General features: G+C 41.0%; 21 protein-coding genes and 1 tRNA gene. 11 read left to right on the forward strand and 11 right to left on the reverse strand.

Annotated elements, in window-relative coordinates; genetic code table 11:
* Positions 1-306 precede the first annotated feature (306 nt).
* From H6G28_RS13070 to H6G28_RS13080, 3 genes are all read left to right on the forward strand, one after another.
* On the forward strand, positions 307-450 hold the full coding sequence (locus H6G28_RS13070) for a hypothetical protein (RefSeq protein ID WP_190671219.1): 144 nt from the start codon (positions 307-309) through the stop codon (positions 448-450).
* Between the two features lie 204 nt (positions 451-654).
* Positions 655-897, forward strand: a complete 243-nt coding sequence (locus H6G28_RS13075) for a type II toxin-antitoxin system HicB family antitoxin (RefSeq protein ID WP_190588624.1) — start codon at positions 655-657, stop codon at positions 895-897.
* A 32-nt stretch (positions 898-929) separates the two neighbouring features.
* Complete coding sequence (locus H6G28_RS13080) at positions 930-1,115, forward strand: type II toxin-antitoxin system HicA family toxin (protein WP_199332840.1); 186 nt, start codon at positions 930-932, stop codon at positions 1,113-1,115.
* A 131-nt stretch (positions 1,116-1,246) separates the two neighbouring features.
* On the opposite strand, the gene H6G28_RS13085 is transcribed toward H6G28_RS13080, so the two are convergent.
* The 6 genes from H6G28_RS13085 to H6G28_RS13110 form a co-directional block, all read right to left on the reverse strand.
* Complete coding sequence (locus H6G28_RS13085) at positions 1,247-4,963, reverse strand: tetratricopeptide repeat protein (protein ID WP_190671221.1); 3,717 nt, start codon at positions 4,961-4,963, stop codon at positions 1,247-1,249.
* A 174-nt stretch (positions 4,964-5,137) separates the two neighbouring features.
* Positions 5,138-5,350, reverse strand: a complete 213-nt coding sequence (locus H6G28_RS13090) for an acetyltransferase (RefSeq protein WP_190588622.1) — start codon at positions 5,348-5,350, stop codon at positions 5,138-5,140.
* A 538-nt stretch (positions 5,351-5,888) separates the two neighbouring features.
* Entirely contained in the window at positions 5,889-6,197 is a 309-nt protein-coding gene (locus H6G28_RS13095) for a DUF3181 family protein (protein WP_190588621.1), read from the reverse strand.
* Between the two features lie 120 nt (positions 6,198-6,317).
* Positions 6,318-6,575: a hypothetical protein gene (locus tag H6G28_RS13100; protein ID WP_190588620.1), complete on the reverse strand. Its 258-nt coding sequence runs from the start codon at positions 6,573-6,575 to the stop codon at positions 6,318-6,320.
* Between the two features lie 91 nt (positions 6,576-6,666).
* The gene (locus H6G28_RS13105) at positions 6,667-7,050 is read right to left on the reverse strand and encodes a response regulator (RefSeq protein ID WP_190671223.1); all 384 of its coding nucleotides are present in this window, start codon (positions 7,048-7,050) and stop codon (positions 6,667-6,669) included.
* Positions 7,040-8,245 (reverse strand): GAF domain-containing protein, encoded by a 1,206-nt coding sequence (locus tag H6G28_RS13110; RefSeq protein WP_190671226.1) that lies wholly within the window; start codon positions 8,243-8,245, stop codon positions 7,040-7,042. Before H6G28_RS13110 ends, H6G28_RS13105 begins: the two co-directional genes overlap by 11 nt.
* 416 nt (positions 8,246-8,661) lie before the next feature.
* Between H6G28_RS13110 and H6G28_RS13115 the strand changes: the two genes are divergently transcribed.
* Complete coding sequence (locus H6G28_RS13115) at positions 8,662-8,859, forward strand: DUF2795 domain-containing protein (protein WP_190671227.1); 198 nt, start codon at positions 8,662-8,664, stop codon at positions 8,857-8,859.
* Between the two features lie 251 nt (positions 8,860-9,110).
* Here the strand turns inward: H6G28_RS13115 and moaC are convergent, their stop codons facing one another.
* A complete protein-coding gene (gene moaC / locus H6G28_RS13120; protein WP_190588616.1) occupies positions 9,111-9,620 on the reverse strand; it encodes a cyclic pyranopterin monophosphate synthase MoaC in 510 nt (169 codons plus the stop codon).
* 37 nt (positions 9,621-9,657) lie between these two features.
* Here moaC and H6G28_RS13125 point away from each other — a divergent pair.
* Both H6G28_RS13125 and H6G28_RS13130 read left to right on the forward strand, forming a co-directional pair.
* Positions 9,658-9,731: transfer RNA gene (locus H6G28_RS13125), tRNA-Arg, on the forward strand.
* Positions 9,732-10,170: 439 nt separating this feature from the next.
* Positions 10,171-10,920 carry a sucrose-phosphate phosphatase gene (locus H6G28_RS13130; protein WP_190671229.1) on the forward strand — a complete coding sequence of 250 codons (750 nt, stop codon included), beginning with the start codon at positions 10,171-10,173 and terminating at the stop codon, positions 10,918-10,920.
* A gap of 251 nt (positions 10,921-11,171) precedes the next feature.
* On the opposite strand, the gene H6G28_RS13135 is transcribed toward H6G28_RS13130, so the two are convergent.
* Entirely contained in the window at positions 11,172-12,413 is a 1,242-nt protein-coding gene (locus H6G28_RS13135; protein WP_190671232.1) for an MFS transporter, read from the reverse strand.
* Between the two features lie 175 nt (positions 12,414-12,588).
* Here H6G28_RS13135 and H6G28_RS13140 point away from each other — a divergent pair, with 175 nt between their 5' ends.
* Positions 12,589-13,371, forward strand: a complete 783-nt coding sequence (locus tag H6G28_RS13140; RefSeq protein WP_242054559.1) for a 2-phosphosulfolactate phosphatase — start codon at positions 12,589-12,591, stop codon at positions 13,369-13,371.
* Between the two features lie 316 nt (positions 13,372-13,687).
* Here H6G28_RS13140 and H6G28_RS13145 read toward each other — a convergent pair whose 3' ends face one another.
* From H6G28_RS13145 to H6G28_RS13155, 3 genes are all read right to left on the reverse strand, one after another.
* A complete protein-coding gene (locus H6G28_RS13145; RefSeq protein WP_190671234.1) occupies positions 13,688-14,218 on the reverse strand; it encodes a hypothetical protein in 531 nt (176 codons plus the stop codon).
* A gap of 210 nt (positions 14,219-14,428) precedes the next feature.
* Positions 14,429-15,535, reverse strand: coding sequence for an aromatic ring-hydroxylating oxygenase subunit alpha (locus H6G28_RS13150; protein WP_242054560.1), 1,107 nt, complete (start codon positions 15,533-15,535; stop codon positions 14,429-14,431).
* Positions 15,536-15,552: 17 nt separating this feature from the next.
* Positions 15,553-16,299 carry a DUF3865 domain-containing protein gene (locus H6G28_RS13155; protein ID WP_190671236.1) on the reverse strand — a complete coding sequence of 249 codons (747 nt, stop codon included), beginning with the start codon at positions 16,297-16,299 and terminating at the stop codon, positions 15,553-15,555.
* Between the two features lie 377 nt (positions 16,300-16,676).
* On the opposite strand from H6G28_RS13155, the gene H6G28_RS13160 reads away from it, so the two are divergent.
* The 4 genes from H6G28_RS13160 (at position 16,677) to apcB (ending at position 24,084) form a co-directional block, all read left to right on the forward strand.
* A complete protein-coding gene (locus H6G28_RS13160) occupies positions 16,677-18,905 on the forward strand; it encodes a sensor histidine kinase (RefSeq protein ID WP_190671238.1) in 2,229 nt (742 codons plus the stop codon).
* Positions 18,906-19,252: 347 nt separating this feature from the next.
* Entirely contained in the window at positions 19,253-22,660 is a 3,408-nt protein-coding gene (locus H6G28_RS13165) for a phycobilisome rod-core linker polypeptide (RefSeq protein WP_190593210.1), read from the forward strand.
* A 385-nt stretch (positions 22,661-23,045) separates the two neighbouring features.
* Positions 23,046-23,531 (forward strand): allophycocyanin subunit alpha, encoded by a 486-nt coding sequence (gene apcA, locus H6G28_RS13170; protein ID WP_190593211.1) that lies wholly within the window; start codon positions 23,046-23,048, stop codon positions 23,529-23,531.
* Between the two features lie 64 nt (positions 23,532-23,595).
* Positions 23,596-24,084: an allophycocyanin subunit beta gene (gene apcB, locus H6G28_RS13175; RefSeq protein ID WP_190593212.1), complete on the forward strand. Its 489-nt coding sequence runs from the start codon at positions 23,596-23,598 to the stop codon at positions 24,082-24,084.
* Positions 24,085-24,206: the final 122 nt, after the last annotated feature.

Consider the following 24,206-nt stretch of genomic DNA (forward strand, 5'->3'; position numbering starts at 1 on the left):
GGACTGATAATTTATATAAATTTTGATTGACATCTTCATCAGTTGTCTTCAGACAACTTACGCTATGAGCCTGGGGTTTATAACCCTAGGCGGGTATGGTCGATAGTGTATTCTGTATTTGTTATTGGTAAATTTGCCAAGCCAGCCGAGGAATTAATTCCCCGGCTCATAGTAAAAGTCCGTTGAAACGGACTGATAATTTATATAAATTAATTTTACTGACATATTCATCAGTTGTTTTCAGACAACTTACCCTATGAGCCTGGGGTTTATAACCCTAGGCGGGTATGGTTTGTACACAGCGTAATGTCTACGACAAACCGCACAGCGTCTACCCACTTACCAATCACTGCTGTTTGTTATCAAAGTCACGATGTTGATTCAAAACATTACAACGTTGGTGCAAAACATTACAACATTCATTCAAAACGTTACAACGTTGGTGCATAACATTACAATATTCATTCAAAATGTTACAACGTTGATTCAGAACATTACAACATTCATTCAAAACATAACAACGTTGATTCAAAACATTACAACATTTGTGGCAAATGCTTATATCTTCGTCACTAATACTTAAACAAAACTTATGAGTAAATCACCCTAAATTTTATAAAATGTTAACAACGCAAAAACCAACCCAGATAGCAAATGTTAACCAACTATATTCAAGCAGCTTTGCACCAGGCTACTTATGAACTTTTAGAAGATGGCACTTTTTATGCAGAAATACCAGGCCTGCAAGGATTGTATGCCAATGCTACCACACTTGAAACTTGCCGAGACGAGTTAAAAGAAGCTTTGGAAGAATGGATTGTCTTAGGTTTACAGTTAGGGCATAGTTTACCCGTGATAGATGGAATTTCTCTTTCTATTAATAAGGATGTGGCTTAATACCTACTCTTGGTGCAATTAGTCGGCGGGATTTGATTTATTACCTGAAACAACTTGGTTTTGAAGGGCCATATTCAGGTAAAAAACATCAATTTATGATTAAGGACGAACTGAAATTAATCATTCCTAATCCCCATGAAGGAGACATCAGTAAAAGTTTAGTGGCAAAAATATTAAAACAGGCACAAATTAGTAAAGATGAATGGGAAGCACTCTAAAAAATATCGAGCTTGTTACCATCTACATCGATTTTATCTTTGAGTTTGTCAGCTTGTATAGTGTTTTTCAGTTTCCATACTCAGCAAGAAAAAGAGGTTACTGATAACTGATAACTGATAACTGATAACTGTTACAGCCTATCTCGCGCTTGCCAAATTGCCTCACGCACCTCACCCGCGCACTTTTCACCCGTCGCCTCGCGCCAAATAGCTTGAAACTGACTTTCGCCTAATTGCTGTAGCATACGGGCTAAATCATTGATACAATAACCAATCCAATCTTTATTATGCTCTAAGTCAATGGCTAAAGCATGAATGTAAATTTGCAAAGCCTGAGAGTAATTTTCTTGAGCTTCTAAAACCCTTCCCCACTTACCCAATGTTGCTGAAGCCCAATACCAATCGCGGAACTGTTCAAAAACTTTATAGGCTTTTTGATAATAGTTAATTGCCAGATCAAACTGCCGTTGCTCTTGGGCTACTATGCCCAGGTGGTGATATTCTCTAGCAGCACTGTACAAATCTCCAGCATTTTCTTTTATCTTCAGCACCTTGTTGTAGTAATCAACAGCCACCTCAAACTGCCGTTGCTCTTGGGCTACCATGCCCAGTTGGTGATAGTCACTAGCAGCACTGTACAAATCTCCAGCATCTTCTTTTATCTTCAGCGCCTTGATGTAGTAATTAACAGCCACATCAAACTGCCGTTGCTCTTGGGCTACTATGCCCAGGTGGTGATAGTTACTAGCAGCACTGTACAAATCCCCAGCATCTTTATGTATCTTTAGTGCCTTGTTATAGTAATCAACAGCCACCTCAAACTGCCGTTGCTCTTCGGCTACTACGCCCAGGTTGTGATATTCTCTAGCAGCACTGTACAAATCCCCTGCATCTTCATGTATCTTCAGCGCCTTGTTGTAGTAATCAACAGCCAGATCAAACTGCCGTTGCTCTTGGGCTACTATGCCCAGGTGGTGATATTCTCTAGCAGCACTGTACAAATCTCCAGTATATTCATGTATCTTTAGTGCCTTGTTGTAGTAATCAACAGCCAGATCAAACTGCCGTTGGTGTTGGGCTACTATCCCCAGTTGGTGATAAACAACAGCAATCTTGGCATTCACTGAAAAGTCATTTATAGCTATCAATTCATCTAAAATTTCTTGATAAACTTTTCTAGCTTCTCCCAAACTAGCACTTTGCAGTGCTTCGTTAGCTTCATTAACCCGCAGATACATCCAGAAATCAAAAGCATCTTTACCCTTTGCTTTTGCATCTGCCAAGTGAATGCCAATTTGCTTCAGCGCCCTTTGTCCTAGTGACCTAAGTTCGGGTTTGCGCCCTAAACGCTGATACACTTCTCCCAAGGCTTGCAGAATCCATTGTGCATAAGCCCATTTCTGTTGTTGTTCGGCAAGGCGTAAGTTTTGCAAGAGATTTGGTTCTTCGACTCGCAGCACAAAAGTTGCTACTTCTGCCTTGCTAATGAGTTTATTATGGTAGTAATTTGCCAAATCAGCATAGAAAATCAGCAACTTTTTTTCCAGTTCGTTAATCACCTCCTGCGAAGCTATTTTGTTTAACTGCTGGCGCAAATACCAAGGTAATGCAGGGTGAATTTTGTAGAGAGTCTCACAGAACATATATTCCACAATACCTGCGGCGGCTGCTTCATTAAGCAGCTTCAACCAATCAGCTTTTTGCAAGTTCTCTCCAAACACCGCCCGATAAATTTGTCCATAATAACTATCAGGACTTTCTGAAAAATCATGCAGCCAATCAGCATCAGCCCGATCGCAAAACAACGCCAAAAATGGTAAATGTTGGCGTGTACTTTCCGACAGCTTGGCAAAAGAATAATCCAACGACACAGTAAGAGATTTTTCTCTCCCTTCTTCCTCTTGTCCCCTAAAAGTATCTAACCCCAGCCGCAACGCCTCAATTAACTGAGTTGGTGTCTGCGTCTTTAAATGCGGTAACACCACCCGCAAAGATAAGGGATGTCCACCCAGCAATTTCAATAACTCTAAATACTCGGCTGGTAAGTCCTTTCTCCCCACACCTACCGTTTGCAAAATCTTGGCGGCTAACTCTTGGGCATCGGCTTGAGATAACCCCTGCAAATTGATTAAACTATACCCACAATCAAGCCAAGGTTCTGCGCGGCGACTGGTAATTAATACCCAAGATTTACCGCCTTGTAATTCCTTGAGAAATTGTTTGAGATTGTTTCTTTCTTCTGCACTCAGTAAAGGTTCATTCCCTGTCGGGAAACCATTCACAGGTTCAAAGTTATCCCAAATCAACAAACAAGGCTGAGATTGCAAATATTTTAATACTGCTCGTTGTTGTTGCGCTGCGTCATACTGGGAAAACTTATCACCCCAAACGACTCTTCCGACTTCGTTTATCACCCGACTCAGTGACGCGCCAGACTCGAAGGATGTAAAAAATATCTGCTTACGCCCTTGAGTTTCATCTAACCATTGGGAAAACCCTGTGGTTAGCTCAGTTTTACCTACACCTCCCATACCTTGCAACAGCACGATATTATTTTGGCGAAATGCTCGCTCTAACCGTAAAATGTCGTAGTCTCGCCCAATAAAACCGTAGCGTCCCTGTTCTGGAAACCCGAATAAATTGCTGATGGGTTCTGCCAAAAAGTCATCAATATCAGTAAAGTCTTCTGTTTGATGATTGACTTTTGTAAACGGTGTGTAGGTTTCCTGCTGGTACAACACCGGAACCATCCAGTCAGCCAAGGGTAAATCACCTTTAGGACTGGGACGCAGACGTTGATTTATGACTTGTCGCCGTGCTGCGGCTACGGCATTGGATACATCGGTTCCCGTGACTAGTTGCTGATAAAATCTGCCGATGAAATGTTTGGCTGCTTCGGCTTGCACGTTATAAGCCATTGCAACTACGCCCTTTGTCCCCAAAGATACCAAGCGCGTCGCCACAGAAGAAAAACTACCATCTCCTTCCTGTGCTGATTTACAAGCATTCAACACAAAAATCGGCACACGACAATCATTTAAACTTTGGGCAATTTGGGCAGCAGTAATAATTTGGGGTGAACCATCGGTATTTTCAAACACCAATACTCCCTGCCCCTTGCTACCATAGGAATGTTGAAATCCGGTGCTGTTTTCGTCAAAGTCCCCATGTCCATCAAAATGGACGATATGGTAAAAACCTTTATGAGCATTTAGTTCTTGCTCGAATGTCTCAAAGCTTGGTGGACGCAGCACTTTCAGGTTGACATATTTTTGAATTGGTTTTAGGGCTTCAAGTAGAGGACGGGCGATAGTTTTTAAAGCGACATCTTTTTCGCCATAAGGACGAGAAACTAGCAGTAAAATATTTAACTTATCTTGGGGTAATTCTTGGAGAGGCGATCGCACTGCATAACCGTTGAGACTGCGATACATTCCCCTTAAAGAGGGTGCAAGAAATTGATAATCAGGGGTATACAGCAACTCCCAAGGCAAATTTAGCACTTTGGGGTCATCAGAAGAAATATTAATTTCGCATTTATCTAGACCTTCCCTTGTAGCTTCTTGAAAAAAATCCCAAGCTTTAGTGGTGCGGGGAAACACTAACTCAAATAACTGCTGTCCCCACGCTTGAAACTTTTGCTCGATTTTCTGGGCTTGCTCAGGGAAAATACCGTAAGGAAAAGGTAAATACTCTTCTAAATACCAACGTAATTCGGTTAACGTCTGTTCATTAAATGGATGCTCAAAGGTAACTGGAGATGCTGAACGTGGCGCAGATTGTTCTCGTTGCCAAGAAAGTTGGATTTTGTCCTCTTGATGAGTAATCCGCAACCAATTCTGCGCCATAACTACCTCTACCACTGGTTAGTTAATCTGATGGTAACTTAACTCAGTAATTCACGTAGAGTTCGGTTGATTACGTAAAATCCATACTATATTTGATAGTCTGTTGCCAAGCTTTCCTGGCATCTTGGAATTTTATGATACTGCGCTGCGATCGCCTCTCAATCACCTGCTACTTCATTTCGCTGCACGATAGTTAGCATCTAACCAACAGCGAGGTAAGCTTTCCCCAGAAGGAAAAACGAGACTTTCTTTGGTAAAAGTATCAATATCTTGTTCTTCTTGACCTTCTTGGTCTTTTCCATGCACGATATTAACATTCGGGTCAATTAATTCTTGAATATCAGTAATTTTGACTAAATCGCTCGTATCTTTGATTTGTAGCAACATATAATTTATCTCCAAAAATATTTATCGAAAATAGGCAGTATGAAACACATCTCGCCTTGAACTAAAGTTCCAGGCTGATAGCTAAAGTCCACACTTTGTGGACTGGAAGTTATTTTTAGTTGAGTCATCTGAAGATGACTCGATGCTCTGAGACTCGGAATTTATTCCGAGGCGGGACAGATGCACTACACGAATATTTGTGTTTACACCGTAGCATTTCTATGAATCAGAACTCATTGTTTCATTCAATGTTTAAGTCCTCTCCTTTTAAGGCTACGGTGTACACACAAGTCGAAAATAGGCAGTATGAAACGCATCCCGCCTTGAACTAAAGTTCCAGGCTAATAGCCAAAGTCCACTCAAGTGGACTATAAGATATTTTTAGGTGAGTCATCTTCAGATGACTTGCGCTATGAGACTCGGAATTTATTCCGAGGCGGGACAGATTCACTACACGATTTATAGGCATTCATATCTCTCACCTCCTAAGAATAGGGGTGTTAAAAGAGTAATTTATGGAATAATTAAAATCCCAAAATTAGAATTCTCGTTGATATTTTTCTAAAATATCCACCAGATTGACCTGACATTGCAGGGGTAGCAAATCAATTAGTGCTAGTTCTCTTCTCCCACCGCCTATCTTGACTGATATGGATTCTAATACTTTAGTTACGCGGTCTTCGTTGACATTATTAGAAGTGATTAAAGGATATAACTGTTCAGCGACAACGGTGTGCAGTTTGGCATCTGATAAATAAAGATGCCATTTGGCAATATCTATATAGACATTTTCGCCAATTTCCGATGCTAGGGCTTCTAGTAATTCTGCGGTGTTAGTCTTAGCCATAAAAATCACCCTATATTAAGAAAGAGCTAACGCTCTCAACCTATATATTATTATCGCTCAATTAATCAAGCTAACTCTACCCCCACAGGTTACATAAACCCTAACATTACCTGTACATCTTCAGGTGGATTTAGGCGGTGTGGAAGAATAGTTGGCGATCGCCGCGATATAAACTAAGTGTACCAACAACACTACTGCCCAACCTGCGGTTAAAAACGGCAACCACTCCCATTTAGCGGCTTTCAGGTTATGGAAGAACCAAAGACCAGAATTAATTGTCGCAGCTACAGCAACATGGACAGCAAAATTCATCCGGTCATCTATTCTACGAAATTCAGGATCACTGCGATCGGGTTTGCGAGGCCAACGAGGAGGCATAAATATTTATTACAACTTTGAATACACTTGATTATTTTAATGTGTCAGGATGCAAAGCTGTTAAATCTTTGTGACCTCAACTACAGCGACTTTAACTGAAAGAACTTGTGTAAGCAGACTCTATAGTTTTTAACAACTCTGGAATGTCATAAGGTTTAGCAATAAAATGAGCAATTCCCAAAGAAGAGGCTAATTCGTCGAGATAACCATGTGCTGTGGCTAAAACAACCGCTATTTTTATCTCTTGCGCCTGAATTTGCTGATATACTTCAATCCCGGAGAGCTTTGGCATTCTGTTATCTAAAATTAATAAATCTGGTTGCTCCTTAATCACTGTTTCTAAGGCTTCTTCACCATTTCTCGCTTCTTTTACCTCCCAACCTTCCTCTTCTAACAAAAAACTCAGCATCGCTCGACTATCATCATCATCATCGGCAATGAGGATTTTGCGCTTATCTGTATTGTTACTGTTCATCTTTGATTTTTGTGATTGGTAGATAAAAAATCTGGGAGGTTGGTGTTGATGGAGAGAGATTCAAGCCTGAATTAACAATGAAACTGACTTGAGCTATTTCAGTGTGAGGAATTACTTTAACTACTACTTTTACTATTCCACCTTTACCAGCACAATCAAAAGCTTGCCAAAAATAACGTAGCAATTGGCGTAAAAGGCTTCTAGGATCAGCCACTACGGTGATTGGTTCATACCAGTCAGTAATTATTTGCACCTGACGAATTACAGCTTCCGTTGAGAGAAGATCCACTAAATCAGATATATTAGCAGTCAAGCACACAGGTTGGAATGTGCCAATCTCAAAGGATGCTAAATTGCGCCAGATTTCTGCACGACGGCGAAATATTTGAATTGATTGTTCAGCTTGACGCAGTAATTGTATCGCGTAGTCTAACCGATTAACTGCTACCATCCGCGAAATAACTTCCATTTTTAAGCGTGCAGCCTGATGTGCTTGGATGATATCTTGACGTAATTCTTCGAGTGGTTGATATTCGTTGGGGTTAGACTCTAGAACTCGCCGCACATCTTTTTCTAAGTGAGCAATTAATAATTCTGCTTCAATACCATGAGAAGCACATAGCAATATTTCTTTTAAGCGTTGTCTAGCATCTGCACGCCGGAGAGAGATACTCAAAACTCCGATAATTTCTTGTTTGTCATCCCGTAGCGGAATTCCCTGACAAGTGAACGGATGAAACCCCTCAATAAAATGTTCAGCACTAATAATTTCTATATAATCTGCTTCTGCTAATGGCGTACCAATACCATTAGCACCAGCTACAGCTTCCGATAGCAAAGAACCAGGCCCCGGAAAAGGTTCTGGCCCTTGTACAGTTTGTTTATCACCTACAACATCCAACACGATCGCTTCACTGTTGCCTAACATCACTGCATGACGATCAGTCCCCGCCGCCTGTGAAAGCATCCGAATATAAGGTGCAGCAACTTGAATTAAAGTTTGCTTTTGTTCTATTAAACGCTCTGTATCCAGGATTGAGAGTTTTTCAGCTTGGAGAGCCTGAGAGTTTGCGCCTTGGAGGTGCGATCGCTCCCAAGCACGATAAATATTCGAGCGCAACATCCGAGCCGGAATCGCACCCGTCGATTTGTATAAGCGTCGAGCTTCTAATACATCAACTTCTGAAGGGGACATAAAATCAACATCCCTTAGCTGATTAATTTCAGCTTGATACTTTCATCTTAAGTTGTTATAGCAACTTTTTTTGGATAACTCGCAAATTCTCCTGCTAACCTCAAAATAGAAGTAAACTTATGTAACGCAAAACCTTAATTTTTTATTTATCATTGAGCTTTTCTGATTGTGGTTTCTTCTCAAAAATAATCAACTTCGTAGCCAATAAAATTTATATCAAAATTGCCATATTACAACGTTAATTACAAATACGATAAATATCTTATCCTCTCAATATCAAATCCCATCAGCAATACATCAACCATTTGAGTGACATCTAAATTTATCTGTGTCAGCAATGATTATCCTATTTGATAGAGGAAGCCAATATCGTCAGTGGTAAATATGGTAATAACCATAAAAGGTAGGTGGCAAAAATGGCTAAAGCAAACCCAGTAGAAATTCAAAAACACTTAAAAGGAATAGATTATCCTGCTAGTAAGCAAGAATTAGTTCAACACGCTCAAAAGCAAGGCGCAGATCGTAAAGTTCTATCATTATTAGAGCAATTGCCAGATAATAAAGAGTTTGAAAATCCCACCGATGTCAATAAAGCCATAGGTGAGATTGAATAAACTAGTCTAAAATTATTTGTGCGAGATTTTATTTTGGCTGTCATTAGTGATTTATTTTTTGTAATTACAAATGACCAAAGATAATAGGACTTACGCAACTGGCATATTTTTTCTGTAGGGTGTGTGACGCAACGAGAAGATTTGAACGTAGTCATAATATTTATAGCGTCACGCACCAACCACAAATTGTGACACTTACGTAAGTCCTGGATAAATAACTAATGACAGCCACAACGCAAAACTTCTCTAATTTACAGTTCTGATGCAGAATAATCTCCCGATTTCCCACCCGTTTTACTAACTAAATAAATTGATTCAATTTGAATCGACTTTTCCAAAGCTTTCGCCATATCGTATAAAGTCAACGCCGCAACAGACACAGCCGTTAAAGCCTCCATCTCCACACCAGTTTCCGCTTTGGTTTTAACCGTAGCTTGGATGTGATAACCGGGTAACTGAGAATCGGGGGTAATTTCCACAGTCACCTTCTGTAATGGCAGGGGATGGCACAAGGGAATTAAATTTGATGTTTGTTTGGCAGCCATAATCCCAGCTATCCGCGCCGTGGCTAACACATCACCTTTAGGCGTATTACCCTCTTGAATAGCATTGAACGTTTCCGTCTGCATCCGCACCCTCCCAGCAGCAACAGCTTGGCGTACTGTAGACGCTTTGCCAGAAACATCTACCATCTGCGCTTGTCCTTGGGAATCCAGATGACTTAACTCGGCAGAAAAATTTTTTTCAGAATTGTCTTGCATAGTTGGGGAATATGGTGCTACTATATTTTTCTGGTAGGGGCGTGTAGCTCAGTGGACTAGAGCACGTGGCTACGGACCACGGTGTCGGGGGTTCGAATCCCTCCTCGCCCGTTAAATAAAGCAAAAGTAAAAAAGCAAAAGGCAAAAAGATTATATTCTATTGCCTTTTGCTTTTTCAATTCATAATCTCTGTCATCTGAGAGATATAGTGTATCCGCACAATCATGGAATAATATCAATACTAAAGATTGATGTTTTCAATGGTGTATTAAATGTAAATTACTCTTGCCCAATTTTAAAAATTATTGTGTGAATAAATCTAAAGTTGTGATATGATTTGCCGTGTTTAGCCAATTTTACAATTTTTTTGATTACAAAAAAAACTTAAACTCTATGCAGGGTAAACAAAATACTTTGAATACTCAATATCCTACTAACCAAACCTATCAATGATATCAACCAAAGATGTCAAGATTAGATTACGTGGTAGTTTGATTTATTTATATATGTATTTTTGAAATTATATAGTTACTATTTTAAGAGGCATAGTGTGAAACAGTTTCTTTTGATCACGGATCTGGACTATACACTTGTAGGCGATGACGAGGCAATGGCACAACTAAATCAGCAGCTAGATTTCCATCGTCAGCAATATGGTACTAAAGTTGTTTATTCCACTGGTCGCTCACCTTTTCTTTATCAACAACTAGCATCAGAAAAGAAACTATTAGAGCCAGATATACTTGTTTGTTCTGTGGGGACAGAAATTTATATAAATGGTAGTCAAGACCCTGATTCTACATGGGCTGACAAACTTTCTCAAGCTTGGGATAGAAATTTAGTAAAAACAATATCTGCAACTTTTACTGAATTACAACCTCAAGCAGAAAGTGAACAAAGAGATTTTAAAGTTAGCTATTTCTTAGATGAAAAAATAGCTGGACAAGTCTTACCAGAGTTAGAACGTGCTTTGTTAGAACAGGGATTAGATATTCAAGTTATTTATAGCGGTGGACAAGATGTAGATATTTTGCCACGTCATGCAAATAAAGGTATGGCAATGACATTTGTACGGCAACATTTAGAAATAGATGTAACCAAAACTGTTGCATGTGGAGATTCTGGTAACGATATTGCTTTGTTTGCTCACAGGGAGGAGAAAGGTATCATTGTCGGTAATGCAAGACCAGAATTGCTAGATTGGCACAATGCTAACCCAAACCCAAATCGTTATTTAGCAACAGCAAAGTTTGCTAATGCTATTACGGAAGGATTGCAGCATTTTGGGTTTTTGGAATGATTAACTGAGTAAGATACAGAAAAAATATAATTAACCGCAGATGGACGCAGCGAAAAGTTTGCGCGTCCGGGTTTCCCGGCGCAAAACTTTTCAAGACAGATAAACGCGGAAAAATCTGTGTTATCTTCATGTCGAAAGAACTATAAATTTGGTTGAATAAACATTGATATATGAATTTTAGTTTTTTACATATTTATAGAGAGGCAAAATTTCACCTCTCTACAAATTCAATCTTGCCAACGACTGAATATTTAACTCACGTCAACATTATTCAAAGAAAAGGCATCTTCACCATTTCCGATCGCAAAGCGTAAGGAACCAGTAAGACTTTTATTAGATAAGGTGAGAAAAATTAGTAGTGCTAAAAAAGTGAGTACTGCACTATAAGCAAACATATTACGGTAGCCGAAAAACTCACTGAGATAGCCAAATATAGGCGCAGCGATCGCAATACCTAAGTCAAATCCAGCCATACAAATCGCAAAAACTTGACCTCGTTCTTGGGGTAGTGAACGGTCTGCCATCATCGTGACAATCATTGAAATCATCGTACCACCACCGCAACCTTCAGCGATCGCAGAGATTAAAAAAGCATTGGTACTATTAGCTTGCCATAGTAATGCACAAGCCAAGGTATAAGCCGCAATCCCAAAGGTAATGAACAAACCTCGACCGAAGCGATCGCTGGCTTTACCGGCAAACACCCTGATTGTAAAACTAGAAATGGCAGCAACTGTGAAAAACCAGCCGCCATTAAAATTTACCTCAGTAGATTTAATAAATAACGACACAAAGACATGCACCGCACCAACAGAACTACCCACCAGTAACATCACCAACGCCGGAATTCTCACCCTGGGACTCACCAAGATTTGCCAAAAATTACTATTTTGGCGTTCTGATTGTGGTTGTGTGTTGACGGGTGGATTGATGACTTGTGATGCACACAATAGTCCAATTACAGCAACTACGGCGGTAAACAAAAATAAAGGTGAGTAGCCAAAACTCGCTTGTAAATATCCTCCCAGTGCTGGCCCAATGGCTAAACCAACGGGTGCTGTTAAACTCATATAACCAATAATTTCACCACGAATAGCCACAGGTGCTAAATCAGCCACCAAAGCACTGAAACCAGTGGTAAATGCGGCAATGCTAATTCCATGAAAAACCCGCAGGAAGAATAATATAGGAATGGACGTAAATACTAAATAACCAAAAGGTGCGATCGCAGCTACGGTGAGTCCAATCAATAAAACCAGTTTACGCCCACGCTGGTCGGCGAGTTTTCCCAGCATTGGACGAAACAGCAACAACCCAATGGCAAAGCCACCCATAACTATGCCAATTTCTTGCTTACTACCACCCACATCTTGAATATATAAGGGTAGCGTCGGTAAAAAAGCAGCAGTGCTTGACCAGAATAACAAACCTGCCGCAAACAAAATCAGCAGGTTTCGCCGGAGTTCGGCATTAAATGTATTAAAAGCTTTCAAGGGAGATGCAAAGAACACTAACTATCATTGTTCTAATATTTTTACGTGAGTTAAAATTTTTTGCCACTATCTCCCACACCCCATCATCATGCTTGAAAATTACCAACCGCCTTCATCAACGGTTTATGGGTGATAACTAATACTGATACCATTTAACTTTAAAAATGATACAGATATGCAAGCAGCGCCTCGACTTCGCTCGGCGAACAGAAATAGAGGTGAACAACCGATGATTTATAATCAATCAGAGTTTGATTTGCGTTGTGAGTGGGGCGCACAAGGAATTGCTCAACTTGCTCCTATTAGTGATGTCGTTGTTATAGTTGATGTGCTTTCTTTTTCTACCTGTGTAGAGATTGCTACTCACAACGGAGCGATAATTTTTCCATATATATTTGGTGATGAATCAGCTCAAGATTATGCAAATTCGATACAGGCTGAATTAGCAACTCACAGACAACAAGAGTCTAGAAATAAATATTCTCTCTCGCCAGTATCATTGATGAACATCCCATCTGGTACTCGGCTAGTTTTGCCTTCACTTAATGGTTCGACTCTGACTTTGCTAACTGGAAGTACACCTACTTTGGCGGGTTGTTTGCGAAATTGCGAAGCTGTAGCGCGGTTTGCCCAAAAATATGGAAGTAAAATTGCTGTGATTCCATCTGGTGAGCGATGGCAGGAAGATGGTAGCCTCAGACCAGCTGTTGAAGATTTGATTGGTGCTGGGGCTATTTTGAGCTATTTAGATGGCAGTTTATCACCAGAAGCGGCGATCGCTCTCCAGTCATTTCAAGCTGTTCGCCAAGATTTACTGAGTTACCTACAAAAATGTAGTTCTGGTAAGGAGTTAATTGCTAAAGATTTCGCCTCTGATGTTGAATTAGCCGCAGCTTTTAACATCAGCAGTTGCGTACCTTTATTTACTGATAAAGTCTATAGAAAACAGTTAATTTAGGCAATTAAATGCAAAATAGCACCATTCTCAACCGTAGGGTGGGCAATGCTTACAACTTAAAAATCAAGGTTTGAGCAAGTTTTTAGCATTGCCTACCTTACCTTAATCGCAATAACCCAACTGCTACAAGATGTGGATAAAAACGCTTATCTTAAAAGTTTTCCTCCTGACTTGAAAGTGCTGAGTGCTGAGTAAAAATGCTATTTCCACTTTCATGCTTGGCTATGAAACTTGTTTCATCGGGACTACCTTCTGCCTCCGGTTGGTGAATCTCGACTTCGCTCGATTACCGCGAAGCCGAACCACTGCCTCCTATTTACAAGTCACATTGATGAGTTTGGCAATATTTTGCACTATCAATCTCGTTTTGCAATTGATTTAATTTAATAATTTGAAAAGCTGAACCGCCTTGCACCTCAGCCAGAATATAAGCATATTTTTGACCTCTATAATAATGGTCTCGACCAACTTTAGTAACACGGCGAGATTGGCTAAAGTCATTAGCAATATTCGCGTTATAAATGCTTTGAATTAACTTCACTGCCTTGGGATTTTTGCTGGTGAATTTAATACTAGAGTCGCCGCTAATGGTGATTCCTTCTTTGGTGACTATGCCATTCTCTGCCGGAACATCAACATAGAAATATAAATTACCTTTATTACCTGAATAACCATGTGCTTCGCTACTATAGGTAAGTCTTGGTAATTGAGTTTTAGTTTTTGCCCATTTAATTACAGTGTTAATGTTTTGTCCTGGCAGTGCATTAGCAGGTGTAGTCGCCAATATAACCGCTAAAGATGACAAGGCTGCTAAGGTGATGAAGTTAAATTTATTACTGTTTTTCATAGTTCTTCCCTGTAGTAATGCTGGTTGCTACAGCATAGCCGATGATCATTTCGGGGTCATCTTGCAGGAAGAAACTGAGAGAGTGTTAATTTTTGTGGACAAAAGCCAAAATCAAGCGATCGCACTTGTCAACCAACACTCAAAATTGTTTTAGCTCTATACGATTCAGAAACCCCTGTTGCGAGGGCTAATTCATCTTCCATATCGAAATTATGGTTGGTAATACCCTGACAAAACTTGATGGAAGTGAGAAATGCCATATTCAATGTCTGCAAGCTGAAGCACACCATAAGCTTGGGAATGAACACTTGCTTGGAGCGATCGCACTACCCTAAAGTCTTCATTTAACACCCGTTCAAATTCAGTCCGAAATTTCTCAATCTGGTAAGGAAATTCTTCAATCTGTGCTTTTGTTTGATAAATAAAAACCTCAAACTTAGTTCTTGTGGGAGATAAAGGAGTCAGTTTAAAAACTGAAACTTTGTCTTTTGCCGTATTGACCATCATATTAGGAAAGATAAAGCCCTGATATGATTGTCCTTTTGGCTCTCCTGAAAAAGCAGGGTGATTTTTGACAAATTCATCATCTGTGAAAGGAACAAATATTTGATAGTGTCTGCCAGTTGGAGTATAAATAATATTCTTGGGGTCAAAACACTTTAAACTTTGGGCATGAACAACAGACAAATGATAGCATTCTAAATAATTCTCAATGGGAAATTTCCAGTTAGCTGGCTCTTCATAAAACCAGTGATCAACCTGTTGAAGTTCCTCCCAAGAATGCTTATACTGATTTAAATAATCTGAAAATCCAGCCAAATAACTGACTAACGATTCCCCTTGTGATTCTGGGTGAACAAAGATAAAGCCGCCCCATATCTCGACGCGTCCTTTGGCTAGATAGACAGCTGACGGATCTAAATTGGGAAAACATTCAGCACGAGGCAAACCTTTGAGATTCCCTTCATAATTGAAGTTCCAACCATGATAAGGGCAACGCACCCGTTGACAATTACCTTGTCCTTCCAACATCCGCGCTCCTCGATGCGGACAAACATTGTGCATCGTTCGCAATTTGCCATGATTATCTCTAATTACGAACATAGGCTGATCTCCAACTTGGCAAGTGAGATAATCCCCAGGATTTGCTAAATCAGATTCACGTCCTACAAACTGCCAAGTTTTACGCCAGATAGTTTGCTGCTCATAAGCAAAAATTTGCTCACTAAAGTAGTAATTACCAGGTAGTCCAACTTTTGCTTGATGACTACTAGTAGTTTCATCAACCAATGAAGGATGGGAGAAGATATTCATCATGTTCAGTTATATTTAAATTAATATTTTTGAGCGATCGCAGGGCTGAAATCAACCTCAAATACAATTGCCTCTTGTGCTAACTCCTGCCACCAAACCTCCATTGCATCTATCATTTGCCGAAACCCTGTTGTAAACTCTTCAAATTGTTCGGGTCGTATATATTCTGCTACGGATGTTCGTAAACCAGCTTCATGTTCAAGTTCCCATTCGTTTAAATGCTTGCTAAAGAAATAGTGCAAATTTGTGGGCATAGGATCTTCCAACAAGCATTCTACCAGTTGCATAATCAAAGTTAATTCAGGAATTGCAGTTGCTTCGATCGCATAAGTTGCCCCAAGTACGTAGAGTAGTTGTTGCTCAAATATCAATTGCACAGTTGTCAGTAGTTTGGATGTAGCGATTGAGGGCATAGTGTTTTTCACAGGAACACCCAGCCCTTCTTCTAGTCCTTCTGCTAAAAGCCTGTAATGAGAAACTCCTTGGGTAGTGCTACCCATTTCCTCAGCTATATTTTCTGTGAGTTCCTCAACTACACTATTCCACCCTGCTGTAAGTGCTTTCTGTCTTGCTAACTCTGTGAAACTCACCAATTCTTTTGGAAAAATAGAATATTGCTGTATCACATAAACAATTTGAGCAAAGCTCCTCTCATTCACTATTCGGAAAACAGGATTTTCCGTAATGCTAAATGCTAAATAATCCTGAGAAATAAGTTGATTAAGATGCTTCGTTAAGTGATGAAAATCTATCAAATGGTTAGTCATTACTACAGATTTTTTAAATAACATTTAAGCCTTAATTTTGCCAATATTTGACGTGTATCTAACATTATTGTCTGACTATAATAGCTTTTTGAAAATTATGTTTCCTGAGTGAATGCGCTGAGGTTTTATAAAATATCAAATAGATTTAAACTAGTGTTTTTATCAAACAAATATAAAGAATTAATATTTTATTTATTTTGATTATATTTTTTATTAAAAAATAGATTGTATAGCAATATATTGAAAATATGTAAATAGAGATATTTCCTATTAATTAATAAAGTTTTTATAAAATAACATTTTATTTTGATAGTCTGAAGTTGCTCATGGGTAATCTAGGTTAAGCAAATAACTTCTCTTACCAAGATTTACAACTCATGAAAATACATCGATCTAGCAAAGTCCGCGCATTTTCGTTACAGCTTGTTCTGATCGTTCCTTTCGTGTTGCAAGTTTTTGGTATTGTGGGGTTAGTTGGATATCTGTCATATAAAAACGGCGAAAAAGCGGTCAACAATCTAGCCGATAAATTGATGGAGCGAACTAGTAGTGAGGTAAATCAACATTTAGATGCTTACCTGTCAATCCCCCATAGAGTTATTCAATTAAATGCAGAAGCAATTCGTATGGGATTGCTTGATGTGCGCGATCGCCTTAAAGTTGGCAAGTATTTCTGGCATGAAATGCAAGCCTATGACCTAACCTTTATCAGCTTAAACCTAGCCACTGGCGAAGGGGCTGGTGCTGGTCGTTACGATGGTAAGACTGTGACAATCGATGATAATGCCATCAAAACACCAGACCGACCAAAAAATACGAAAACTTACTTAACGGACAAAGATGGTAATCCCACCCAAGTGATGACGACCAGTACATGGGATACCCTCAATGAACCTGCGTATACTGAACCGGTAAAAGCGGGAAAACCTATCTGGGTTCGCATTTATACTTACTATGACCCCGCATATCCTCCATATATTGTGGCATCAGCAGGCCGTCCGGTTTATGATGCTGGTAAAAAACTGATTGGTGTTGTGGGGGCTGAAATCCACCTGTTGAAACTCAGCGAATTTTTGCAAAAACTGGATATTAGTCGTTTTGGAGAAGTTTTTATTATTGAGCGTGATGGTATGTTAGTCGCCAATTCTGCTCAAGAAAAACCTTTTACCGTAGAGAATAACCAAATTAAGCGCCTCAAAGCAATCGACAGCCCTAATCCTATGGTCAAGGGCATCGCCAAGCAACTTCAGCAGCAGATTCCCGATTTCCACTCGATTACCAATACCCAAAAACTGACAGTCAATGTTCAAGGAGAATATTTGAATCTCCATATTGTGCCTTGGCATGATGAATATGGTTTGGACTGGTTGGTGGTAGTTGGTATTCCCGAAAAAACTTACATGGCACAAATCAATGCCAACACCCAATCTAGCATTCTGCTGTGTTTTGGGGCCTTAATATTAACAACGACGATTGGCATATTTACTTCGCGCTGGATTGCCAGTCCAATTTTGCGTTTGAATCAAACTACCCAAGCAATAGCATTCGGTGATTTACAACAGAAACTCCAACAGGGCAATATCCATGAACTCAATATCCTTGCTGACTCGTTTAATTATATGGCAGGGCAACTGCGCGAATCCTTTATTGCTTTAGAAAATAGTAATGCCGAACTAGAAGAGCGAGTGGAAGCACGGACTTTTGAACTTCAAACAGCCTTGAGTGAATTGCAGCGTACCCAAGCACAAATAGTTCAAAGTGAAAAAATGTCTAGCCTGGGCCAATTGGTAGCAGGCATCGCCCATGAAATCAATAACCCGGTCAACTTTATTCACGCTAATCTCGCTCACCTAGATGAATATACTCAAAACTTGTTGCAGATGATTTATCTTTGCCAAGAACGCCATTCTAGCAATGACCCAGAAATTCAAGCATTAGCAAAGGAAATGGATCTAGAATTTCTCATCGAAGATTTACACAAAATTTTGTCTTCGATGAAAGTTGGGACTGAGAGGATTCGGAGCATTGTACTGTCTCTGCGGAATTTTTCGCGGATGGATGAGGCGGAATTTAAAACAGTTGATATTCATGAAGGCATCGAAAGTACGCTATTAATTTTGCAACACCGCCTCAAAGACAAACCAGACCGCCCAGGAATTGAAGTTATTCGAGATTATGGCAACTTGCCCCAGGTAGAATGCTATCCTGGTCAACTCAATCAAGTATTGATGAATATTCTGGTAAATGCAGTGGATGCCCTTGATGAGGTAGATATCAAGCGCACTTATCAACAGATACAAGAAAATCCTAGCCAAATTAATATCCGCACTTCAGTCGTTGACTCCAAATTGCTAGAAATTGCGATCGCTGATAATGCCCAAGGAATGCCAGAATCTATTCAAAAGAGGATATTCGATCCATTTTTCACCACCAAACCTGTAGGCAAAGGAACAGGTATGGGTATGGCAATCAGCTACCAAATCATTACAGAAAAGCATAGTGGGAAATTACAATGTTTTTCCACCTTTGGGGAAGGCAGTAAATTTGTAATTCAATTGCCTATCCGGCAACTAGTTCCTCAAACGAAGCTGACTGAATTAAGCTAAAAGCAAACATTTGTATATTTTTGTCGGAGCTAAAGAAAATCTCAGTTGCGACTCCAGTAAAATGTTTTTGTAAAGTTTTTAACTTTCAGATACAAAACTTAGATTTTGTCTCATGTCGCAGGAAGTATTTATTCTTAGTTTTGCTTAAACAAGGCTACAGAATCTACATACTTCTTAATAAATTACCAGGAAAAACGCAAAACGTTCTAATCTAAAAGCTGACTGGGTTAATTTTACTGGCAGTTTTGAAGGCGGTACTCTGAAGGCATAAACACATCAATGTGTCAAGCCTCAAAGCGACCCAGACTTAACACATAAACGATTATGATGGGAGTTTTACAAATCCGATGAGTGTTAAGGCGAGTGGTGGAAGCTCAGTTGCGCGTCCGCAACTATATCAAACCCTAGCTGTAGCAACCATTTCTCAAGCGGAACAGCAAGACCGCTTTTTAGGAACTGGTGAATTAAATGAACTGGCAAGCTATTTTGCATCTGGTGCAAAACGTTTAGAAATTGCCCAGATTCTCACAGAAAATTCCGAGATTATCGTATCTCGTGCAGCTAACCGGATATTTGTCGGTGGTTCGCCAATGGCTTTCTTAGAAAAGCCCCAAGAACCAGAATTAGTGACTGCTGGCGCTGCTGTTGGCGCTGGTGATATCACAGAAGGCATGAAACTGGGAACAGTCACCTACGTTGAAAGCCGTGGTGGGTTCTTAGAAAACTTGCGTTCTATCTTCAATACTTCTCCTGGTGGCCCAACACCTCCAGGGTTCAGACCAATAAACGTTTCTCGTTACGGCCCAAGCAACATGGCCAAGAGCTTGCGGGACTTGTCCTGGTTCTTGCGCTATGCTACTTATGCGATCGTAGCTGGCGACCCCAACATTATTGCTGTAAACACCAGGGGTCTGCGGGAAATTATTGAAAATGCTTGTTCTGGTGAAGCAACTATTGTGGCTTTGCAGGAAATTAAGTCAGCATCCCTGTCTTACTTCCGCAAAGATGCTGAGGCTACAGAAATTGTGTCTCAGTACATGGATGTGTTGCTGACAGAATTTAAAGCACCCACACCTTCGACCAAAGTACGTCAACGTCCTTCTGGCGACCAACAAGGTTTACAACTGCCGCAAATTTATTTTAATGCCGCAGAACGCCGTCCCAAGTATGTGATGAAGCCTGGGTTATCAGCTACCGAAAAAAATGAGGTAGTCAAAGCAGCATATCGGCAAATTTTTGAGCGCGATATTACCCGTGCTTACAGCTTGTCGATTTCTGATTTGGAATCCAAGGTGAAAAATGGCGACATCTCCATGAAAGAGTTTGTCCGCCGTTTGGCAAAATCTCCGCTTTACCAAAAACAGTTTTATCAGCCTTTTATTAACAGCCGCGTCATTGAACTTGCTTTCCGTCACATTTTGGGACGGGGGCCAAGTAGCCGGGAAGAAGTCCAAAAATACTTCTCTATCATTTCTAATGGTGGTCTGGCTAAATTAGTGGATGCGCTGGTAGATTCTGACGAATACGCTGATTACTTTGGTGAAGAGACAGTACCCTACATTCGCGGTTTGGGTCAAGAAGCCCAAGAATGTCGGAACTGGGGGCCGCAGCAAGACCTGTTTAACTACAGTGCGCCTTTCCGCAAAGTACCACAGTTCATTACCACATTCGCAGCTTACGAACAACCATTACCAGATCAACACCCTTATGGTTCTGGTAACGACCCATTAGAAATTCAATTTGGGGCGATTTTCCCGAAAGAAACTCGCAACCCCAGCACCCGTCCAGCGCCATTTGGTAAAGATACAAGACGGATCTTGATTCACCAAGGGCCGGGAATTAATAACCAACTGAGTAACCCAAGAGCGCGAGGTGTAGCGCCTGGTAGCCTGGGGCCAAAAGTATTCAAGCTGGATCAACTTCCTGGCACTATTGGTAAGAAAGCCGCCAAGGGTGCAAGTGTTAAGTTCTCTGAAAGCTCCACCCAGGCAGTAATTAGAGCAATTTACTTGCAAGTTATCGGTCGTGATGTTTACGAAGGTCAACGGCTGAAAGTCCAAGAAATTAAGCTGGAAAACGGCGATATTTCTGTACGGGAATTTGTCAGAGCTTTGGCTAAGTCTGACTTGTTCCGTGGTTTGTACTGGACACCGTTGTATGTTTGTAAAGCGATCGAATACATCCACCGTCGCTTGTTAGGTCGTCCGACCTACGGTCGCCAAGAAAATAATAAATACTTTGACCTTGCTTCTAAGAAAGGTTTTTACGCTGTTGTTGATGCCATCTTAGATAGCGTGGAGTACAGCGAAGCCTTTGGAGAAGATACAGTTCCTTACGAACGCTATCTAACTCCGGCTGGTGTGTCATTGCGACAACTGCGTGTTGGTACTATCCGCGAGGATGTGGTCGCCACCAAAGTTGATAAGCAAGAAACACCCCGCTTTGTGGAATTGGGTGCTGTGAGCCAAAATCGCACAGAACCAGATATTCAGTTCCGGATTAATCAAGGTGTTAGCAAGCAACGGGAACAAACAAAAGTCTTCAAGCTGGTAGCAAATACATCTGATAAAGTTGCAGTGCAAACTTTAATTAGTGCTGCTTACCGCCAGATTTTTGAGCGCGACATTGCACCTTACATCGCTAAAAACGAATTCACCAGCCTAGAAAGTAAGCTGGGTAACGGTGAAATCACCGTGAAAGAATTTATTGAAGGTTTGGGTTACTCTAACCTCTACCTGAAGGAGTTCTACACACCTTATCCCAACACTAAAGTAATTGAGTTGGGAACCAAGCACTTCTTAGGACGTGCGCCTGTTGACCAAGCAGAAATCCGCAAGTATAACCAGATTTTGGCTACCCAAGGTCTGAAGGCGTTTATTGCTGCGTTGTTAAATAGTGCCGAGTATCGCCAAGTATTTGGAGAAGATACAGTTCCTTACCGTCGCTTCCCGACTTTACCTGCGGCTAACTTCCCCAACACCGAGAAGCTTTACAACCAACTCACTAAACAAAACGATGATGTGGTTGTGCCTAGCTTTAAGCCAGTCAAAGCAAGGATGGAGTCTGCCAAGACACCAATTTTGGCAAAAGCGATCGCAGATTTGGCAGCCCAAGCACGGCAAATCGACAAGACCAAGCCGTTGTTTATCGAGTTGGGTCGTTCTTACAACGATGGTCGCGGTCAATCTGTCGAAGTGGGTGTGGGTACCAGCCGCCGTAAGCCTGCACGGATTTTCCGCTTAACAGATGGTAGTAGCCAAACCGAAAGACAGCTAGTAATTAACGCTGCTTACTGTCAGGTATTGGATGTGTTTAGCGGTCAAGTTCCTGATTATTACCGTCGTAGCGAACTCGACAGCAGACTGCGGAATGGTGAAATCTCAGTGCGCGAGTTTGTCCGCGAACTCGCCAGCTCCGAAATCTATCGCAAACGCTTCTATACCCCTTATCCCAACACCAAGGTGATTGAATACCTATTCCGTCATCTGTTGGGTCGCGCACCAGCTACTCAAGGCGAAATCCGTCAATATAACAAACTATTGGCTGATAGCGGTTTGAGAGCAGCTGTAGAAGCAATTATAGATAGCCCAGAATACGCCCGCTACTTTGGTGAAGATGTGGTTCCATACCCACGCTTCCCATCTCTACCTGCTGGTAACTACCTCGGTAGTGTTCAGGCTGCTGCTGACCTGGTGAAACAATCTTGGTCTAGCTTGTCTCCGGCTGTATTAACTGGTCGTCCAAGCGATCGCTAATACTTAGTCAATAGTCCAGGTTCAATAGTCAAGAGGTTAACACTCTTGACTATTGACTCATGGCTATAAACTATTGACACTTTACCTTTAGCAACACTCCTCTCAGATTGTGTGTTCAGGTGTAAATCTGAAAAGGAATATTACAAAATATTAAGAGCAGTCATAAATGCTCAACAGAATGCCGGAGAATATTTTGCGGAAGGTAGCTGAGTTTTACAGCTCGTGTAGTTGAAATTAACACCAGCAAACTCGTAAAGTATTAGCTACAGCAGCGACTCAACTGTTGTATCTAAAAAACAACGAGAGAACGTAGCTACCATTCAACCGAAATTAAAATCGCACCAGTTTCATATCCTGGTTTCATTAGTACTGGAGGAATCCATTAATGAGTATCGTCACGAAGTCCATCGTGAATGCTGATGCAGAAGCTCGCTACCTCAGCCCTGGCGAATTAGATCGCATCAAGGCTTTTGTTTCTGGTGGCGCACAACGCCTCCGCATCGCTCAAGTTTTAACCGACAACCGTGAGCGTCTAGTTAAGCAAGCTGGCGACAGCTTGTTCCAAAAGCGTCCTGATGTTGTATCTCCTGGTGGTAACGCTTACGGTCAAGAATTGACAGCTACCTGCTTACGCGACCTAGACTACTACCTACGCCTCATCACCTACGGAATCGTTGCTGGTGACGTTACACCCATCGAAGAAATCGGTATCATCGGCGTTCGTGAAATGTACAAGTCTTTAGGTACTCCTATTGATGCTGTTTCCGCAGGTGTTGCTGCACTGAAAAATGCTGCTTCTACCCTGTTGTCTGCTGAAGACGCTTCTGAAGCTGGCTCTTACTTTGACTACGTAGTAGGTTCATTGGCGTAGGGTAAAGCTTTTTCCCTGCTGACACAAACTGTTGCAATACGGTTGAAAATAAGGAATTAACAAAATGGCTCAAGACGCAATTACCGCTGTCATTAACTCTGCGGACGTTCAAGGTAAATACCTCGATACAGGTGCTTTAGAAAAGTTAAAAGCCTACTTTGCAACTGGTGAACTGCGCGTTCGTGCAGCTACCACCATCAGCGCAAACGCAGCTGCGATCGTTAAAGAAGCTGTTGCTAAATCTCTGTTGTACTCTGATATCACCCGTCCCGGTGGTAACATGTACACCACCCGTCGTTACGCTGCTTGTATCCGTGACTTGGATTACTACCTCCGCTACGCTACCTACGCTATGTTAGCTGGCGATCCTTCCATCCTGGATGAGCGTGTATTAAACGGCTTGAAAGAAACCTACAACTCCTTGGGTGTACCCGTAGGCGCTACTGTACAAGCTATCCAAGCAATCAAAGAAGTAACCGCCAGCTTAGTCGGCCCCGACGCTGGTAAAGAAATGGGCGTTTACTTAGACTACATCTCCTCTGGCTTGAGCTAAGAGCTAGTTGGCATCTAAGTCATTAGGTGCAGCTTTATTAAGGTCTGGAAATCAACTGTGAGTGCTAGAACGTCTTGTCGCTTATTGCAATTGCATAGATTATGATGAGTGTTAGTGGTCTA

It is taken from the genome of Nostoc sp. FACHB-190 (genome assembly GCF_014696905.1).
Taxonomy (GTDB): domain Bacteria; phylum Cyanobacteriota; class Cyanobacteriia; order Cyanobacteriales; family Nostocaceae; genus Nostoc_B.

What these genes read in the sequence shown, in the direction of transcription:
- H6G28_RS13070 (WP_190671219.1), top strand. Translation starts at nt 307, where the DNA reads ATGTCTACGACAAACCGCACAGCGTCTACCCACTTACCAATCACTGCT.
- H6G28_RS13075 (WP_190588624.1), top strand. Translation starts at nt 655, where the DNA reads ATGTTAACCAACTATATTCAAGCAGCTTTGCACCAGGCTACTTATGAA.
- H6G28_RS13085 (WP_190671221.1), bottom strand. Translation starts at nt 4,963, where the DNA reads ATGGCGCAGAATTGGTTGCGGATTACTCATCAAGAGGACAAAATCCAA.
- H6G28_RS13090 (WP_190588622.1), bottom strand. Translation starts at nt 5,350, where the DNA reads ATGTTGCTACAAATCAAAGATACGAGCGATTTAGTCAAAATTACTGAT.
- H6G28_RS13095 (WP_190588621.1), bottom strand. Translation starts at nt 6,197, where the DNA reads ATGGCTAAGACTAACACCGCAGAATTACTAGAAGCCCTAGCATCGGAA.
- H6G28_RS13100 (WP_190588620.1), bottom strand. Translation starts at nt 6,575, where the DNA reads ATGCCTCCTCGTTGGCCTCGCAAACCCGATCGCAGTGATCCTGAATTT.
- H6G28_RS13105 (WP_190671223.1), bottom strand. Translation starts at nt 7,050, where the DNA reads ATGAACAGTAACAATACAGATAAGCGCAAAATCCTCATTGCCGATGAT.
- H6G28_RS13110 (WP_190671226.1), bottom strand. Translation starts at nt 8,245, where the DNA reads ATGTCCCCTTCAGAAGTTGATGTATTAGAAGCTCGACGCTTATACAAA.
- H6G28_RS13115 (WP_190671227.1), top strand. Translation starts at nt 8,662, where the DNA reads ATGGCTAAAGCAAACCCAGTAGAAATTCAAAAACACTTAAAAGGAATA.
- moaC (WP_190588616.1), bottom strand. Translation starts at nt 9,620, where the DNA reads ATGCAAGACAATTCTGAAAAAAATTTTTCTGCCGAGTTAAGTCATCTG.
- H6G28_RS13140 (WP_242054559.1), top strand. Translation starts at nt 12,589, where the DNA reads ATGCAAGCAGCGCCTCGACTTCGCTCGGCGAACAGAAATAGAGGTGAA.
- H6G28_RS13145 (WP_190671234.1), bottom strand. Translation starts at nt 14,218, where the DNA reads ATGAAAAACAGTAATAAATTTAACTTCATCACCTTAGCAGCCTTGTCA.
- H6G28_RS13150 (WP_242054560.1), bottom strand. Translation starts at nt 15,535, where the DNA reads ATGATGAATATCTTCTCCCATCCTTCATTGGTTGATGAAACTACTAGT.
- H6G28_RS13155 (WP_190671236.1), bottom strand. Translation starts at nt 16,299, where the DNA reads ATGACTAACCATTTGATAGATTTTCATCACTTAACGAAGCATCTTAAT.
- H6G28_RS13160 (WP_190671238.1), top strand. Translation starts at nt 16,677, where the DNA reads ATGAAAATACATCGATCTAGCAAAGTCCGCGCATTTTCGTTACAGCTT.
- H6G28_RS13165 (WP_190593210.1), top strand. Translation starts at nt 19,253, where the DNA reads ATGAGTGTTAAGGCGAGTGGTGGAAGCTCAGTTGCGCGTCCGCAACTA.
- apcA (WP_190593211.1), top strand. Translation starts at nt 23,046, where the DNA reads ATGAGTATCGTCACGAAGTCCATCGTGAATGCTGATGCAGAAGCTCGC.
- apcB (WP_190593212.1), top strand. Translation starts at nt 23,596, where the DNA reads ATGGCTCAAGACGCAATTACCGCTGTCATTAACTCTGCGGACGTTCAA.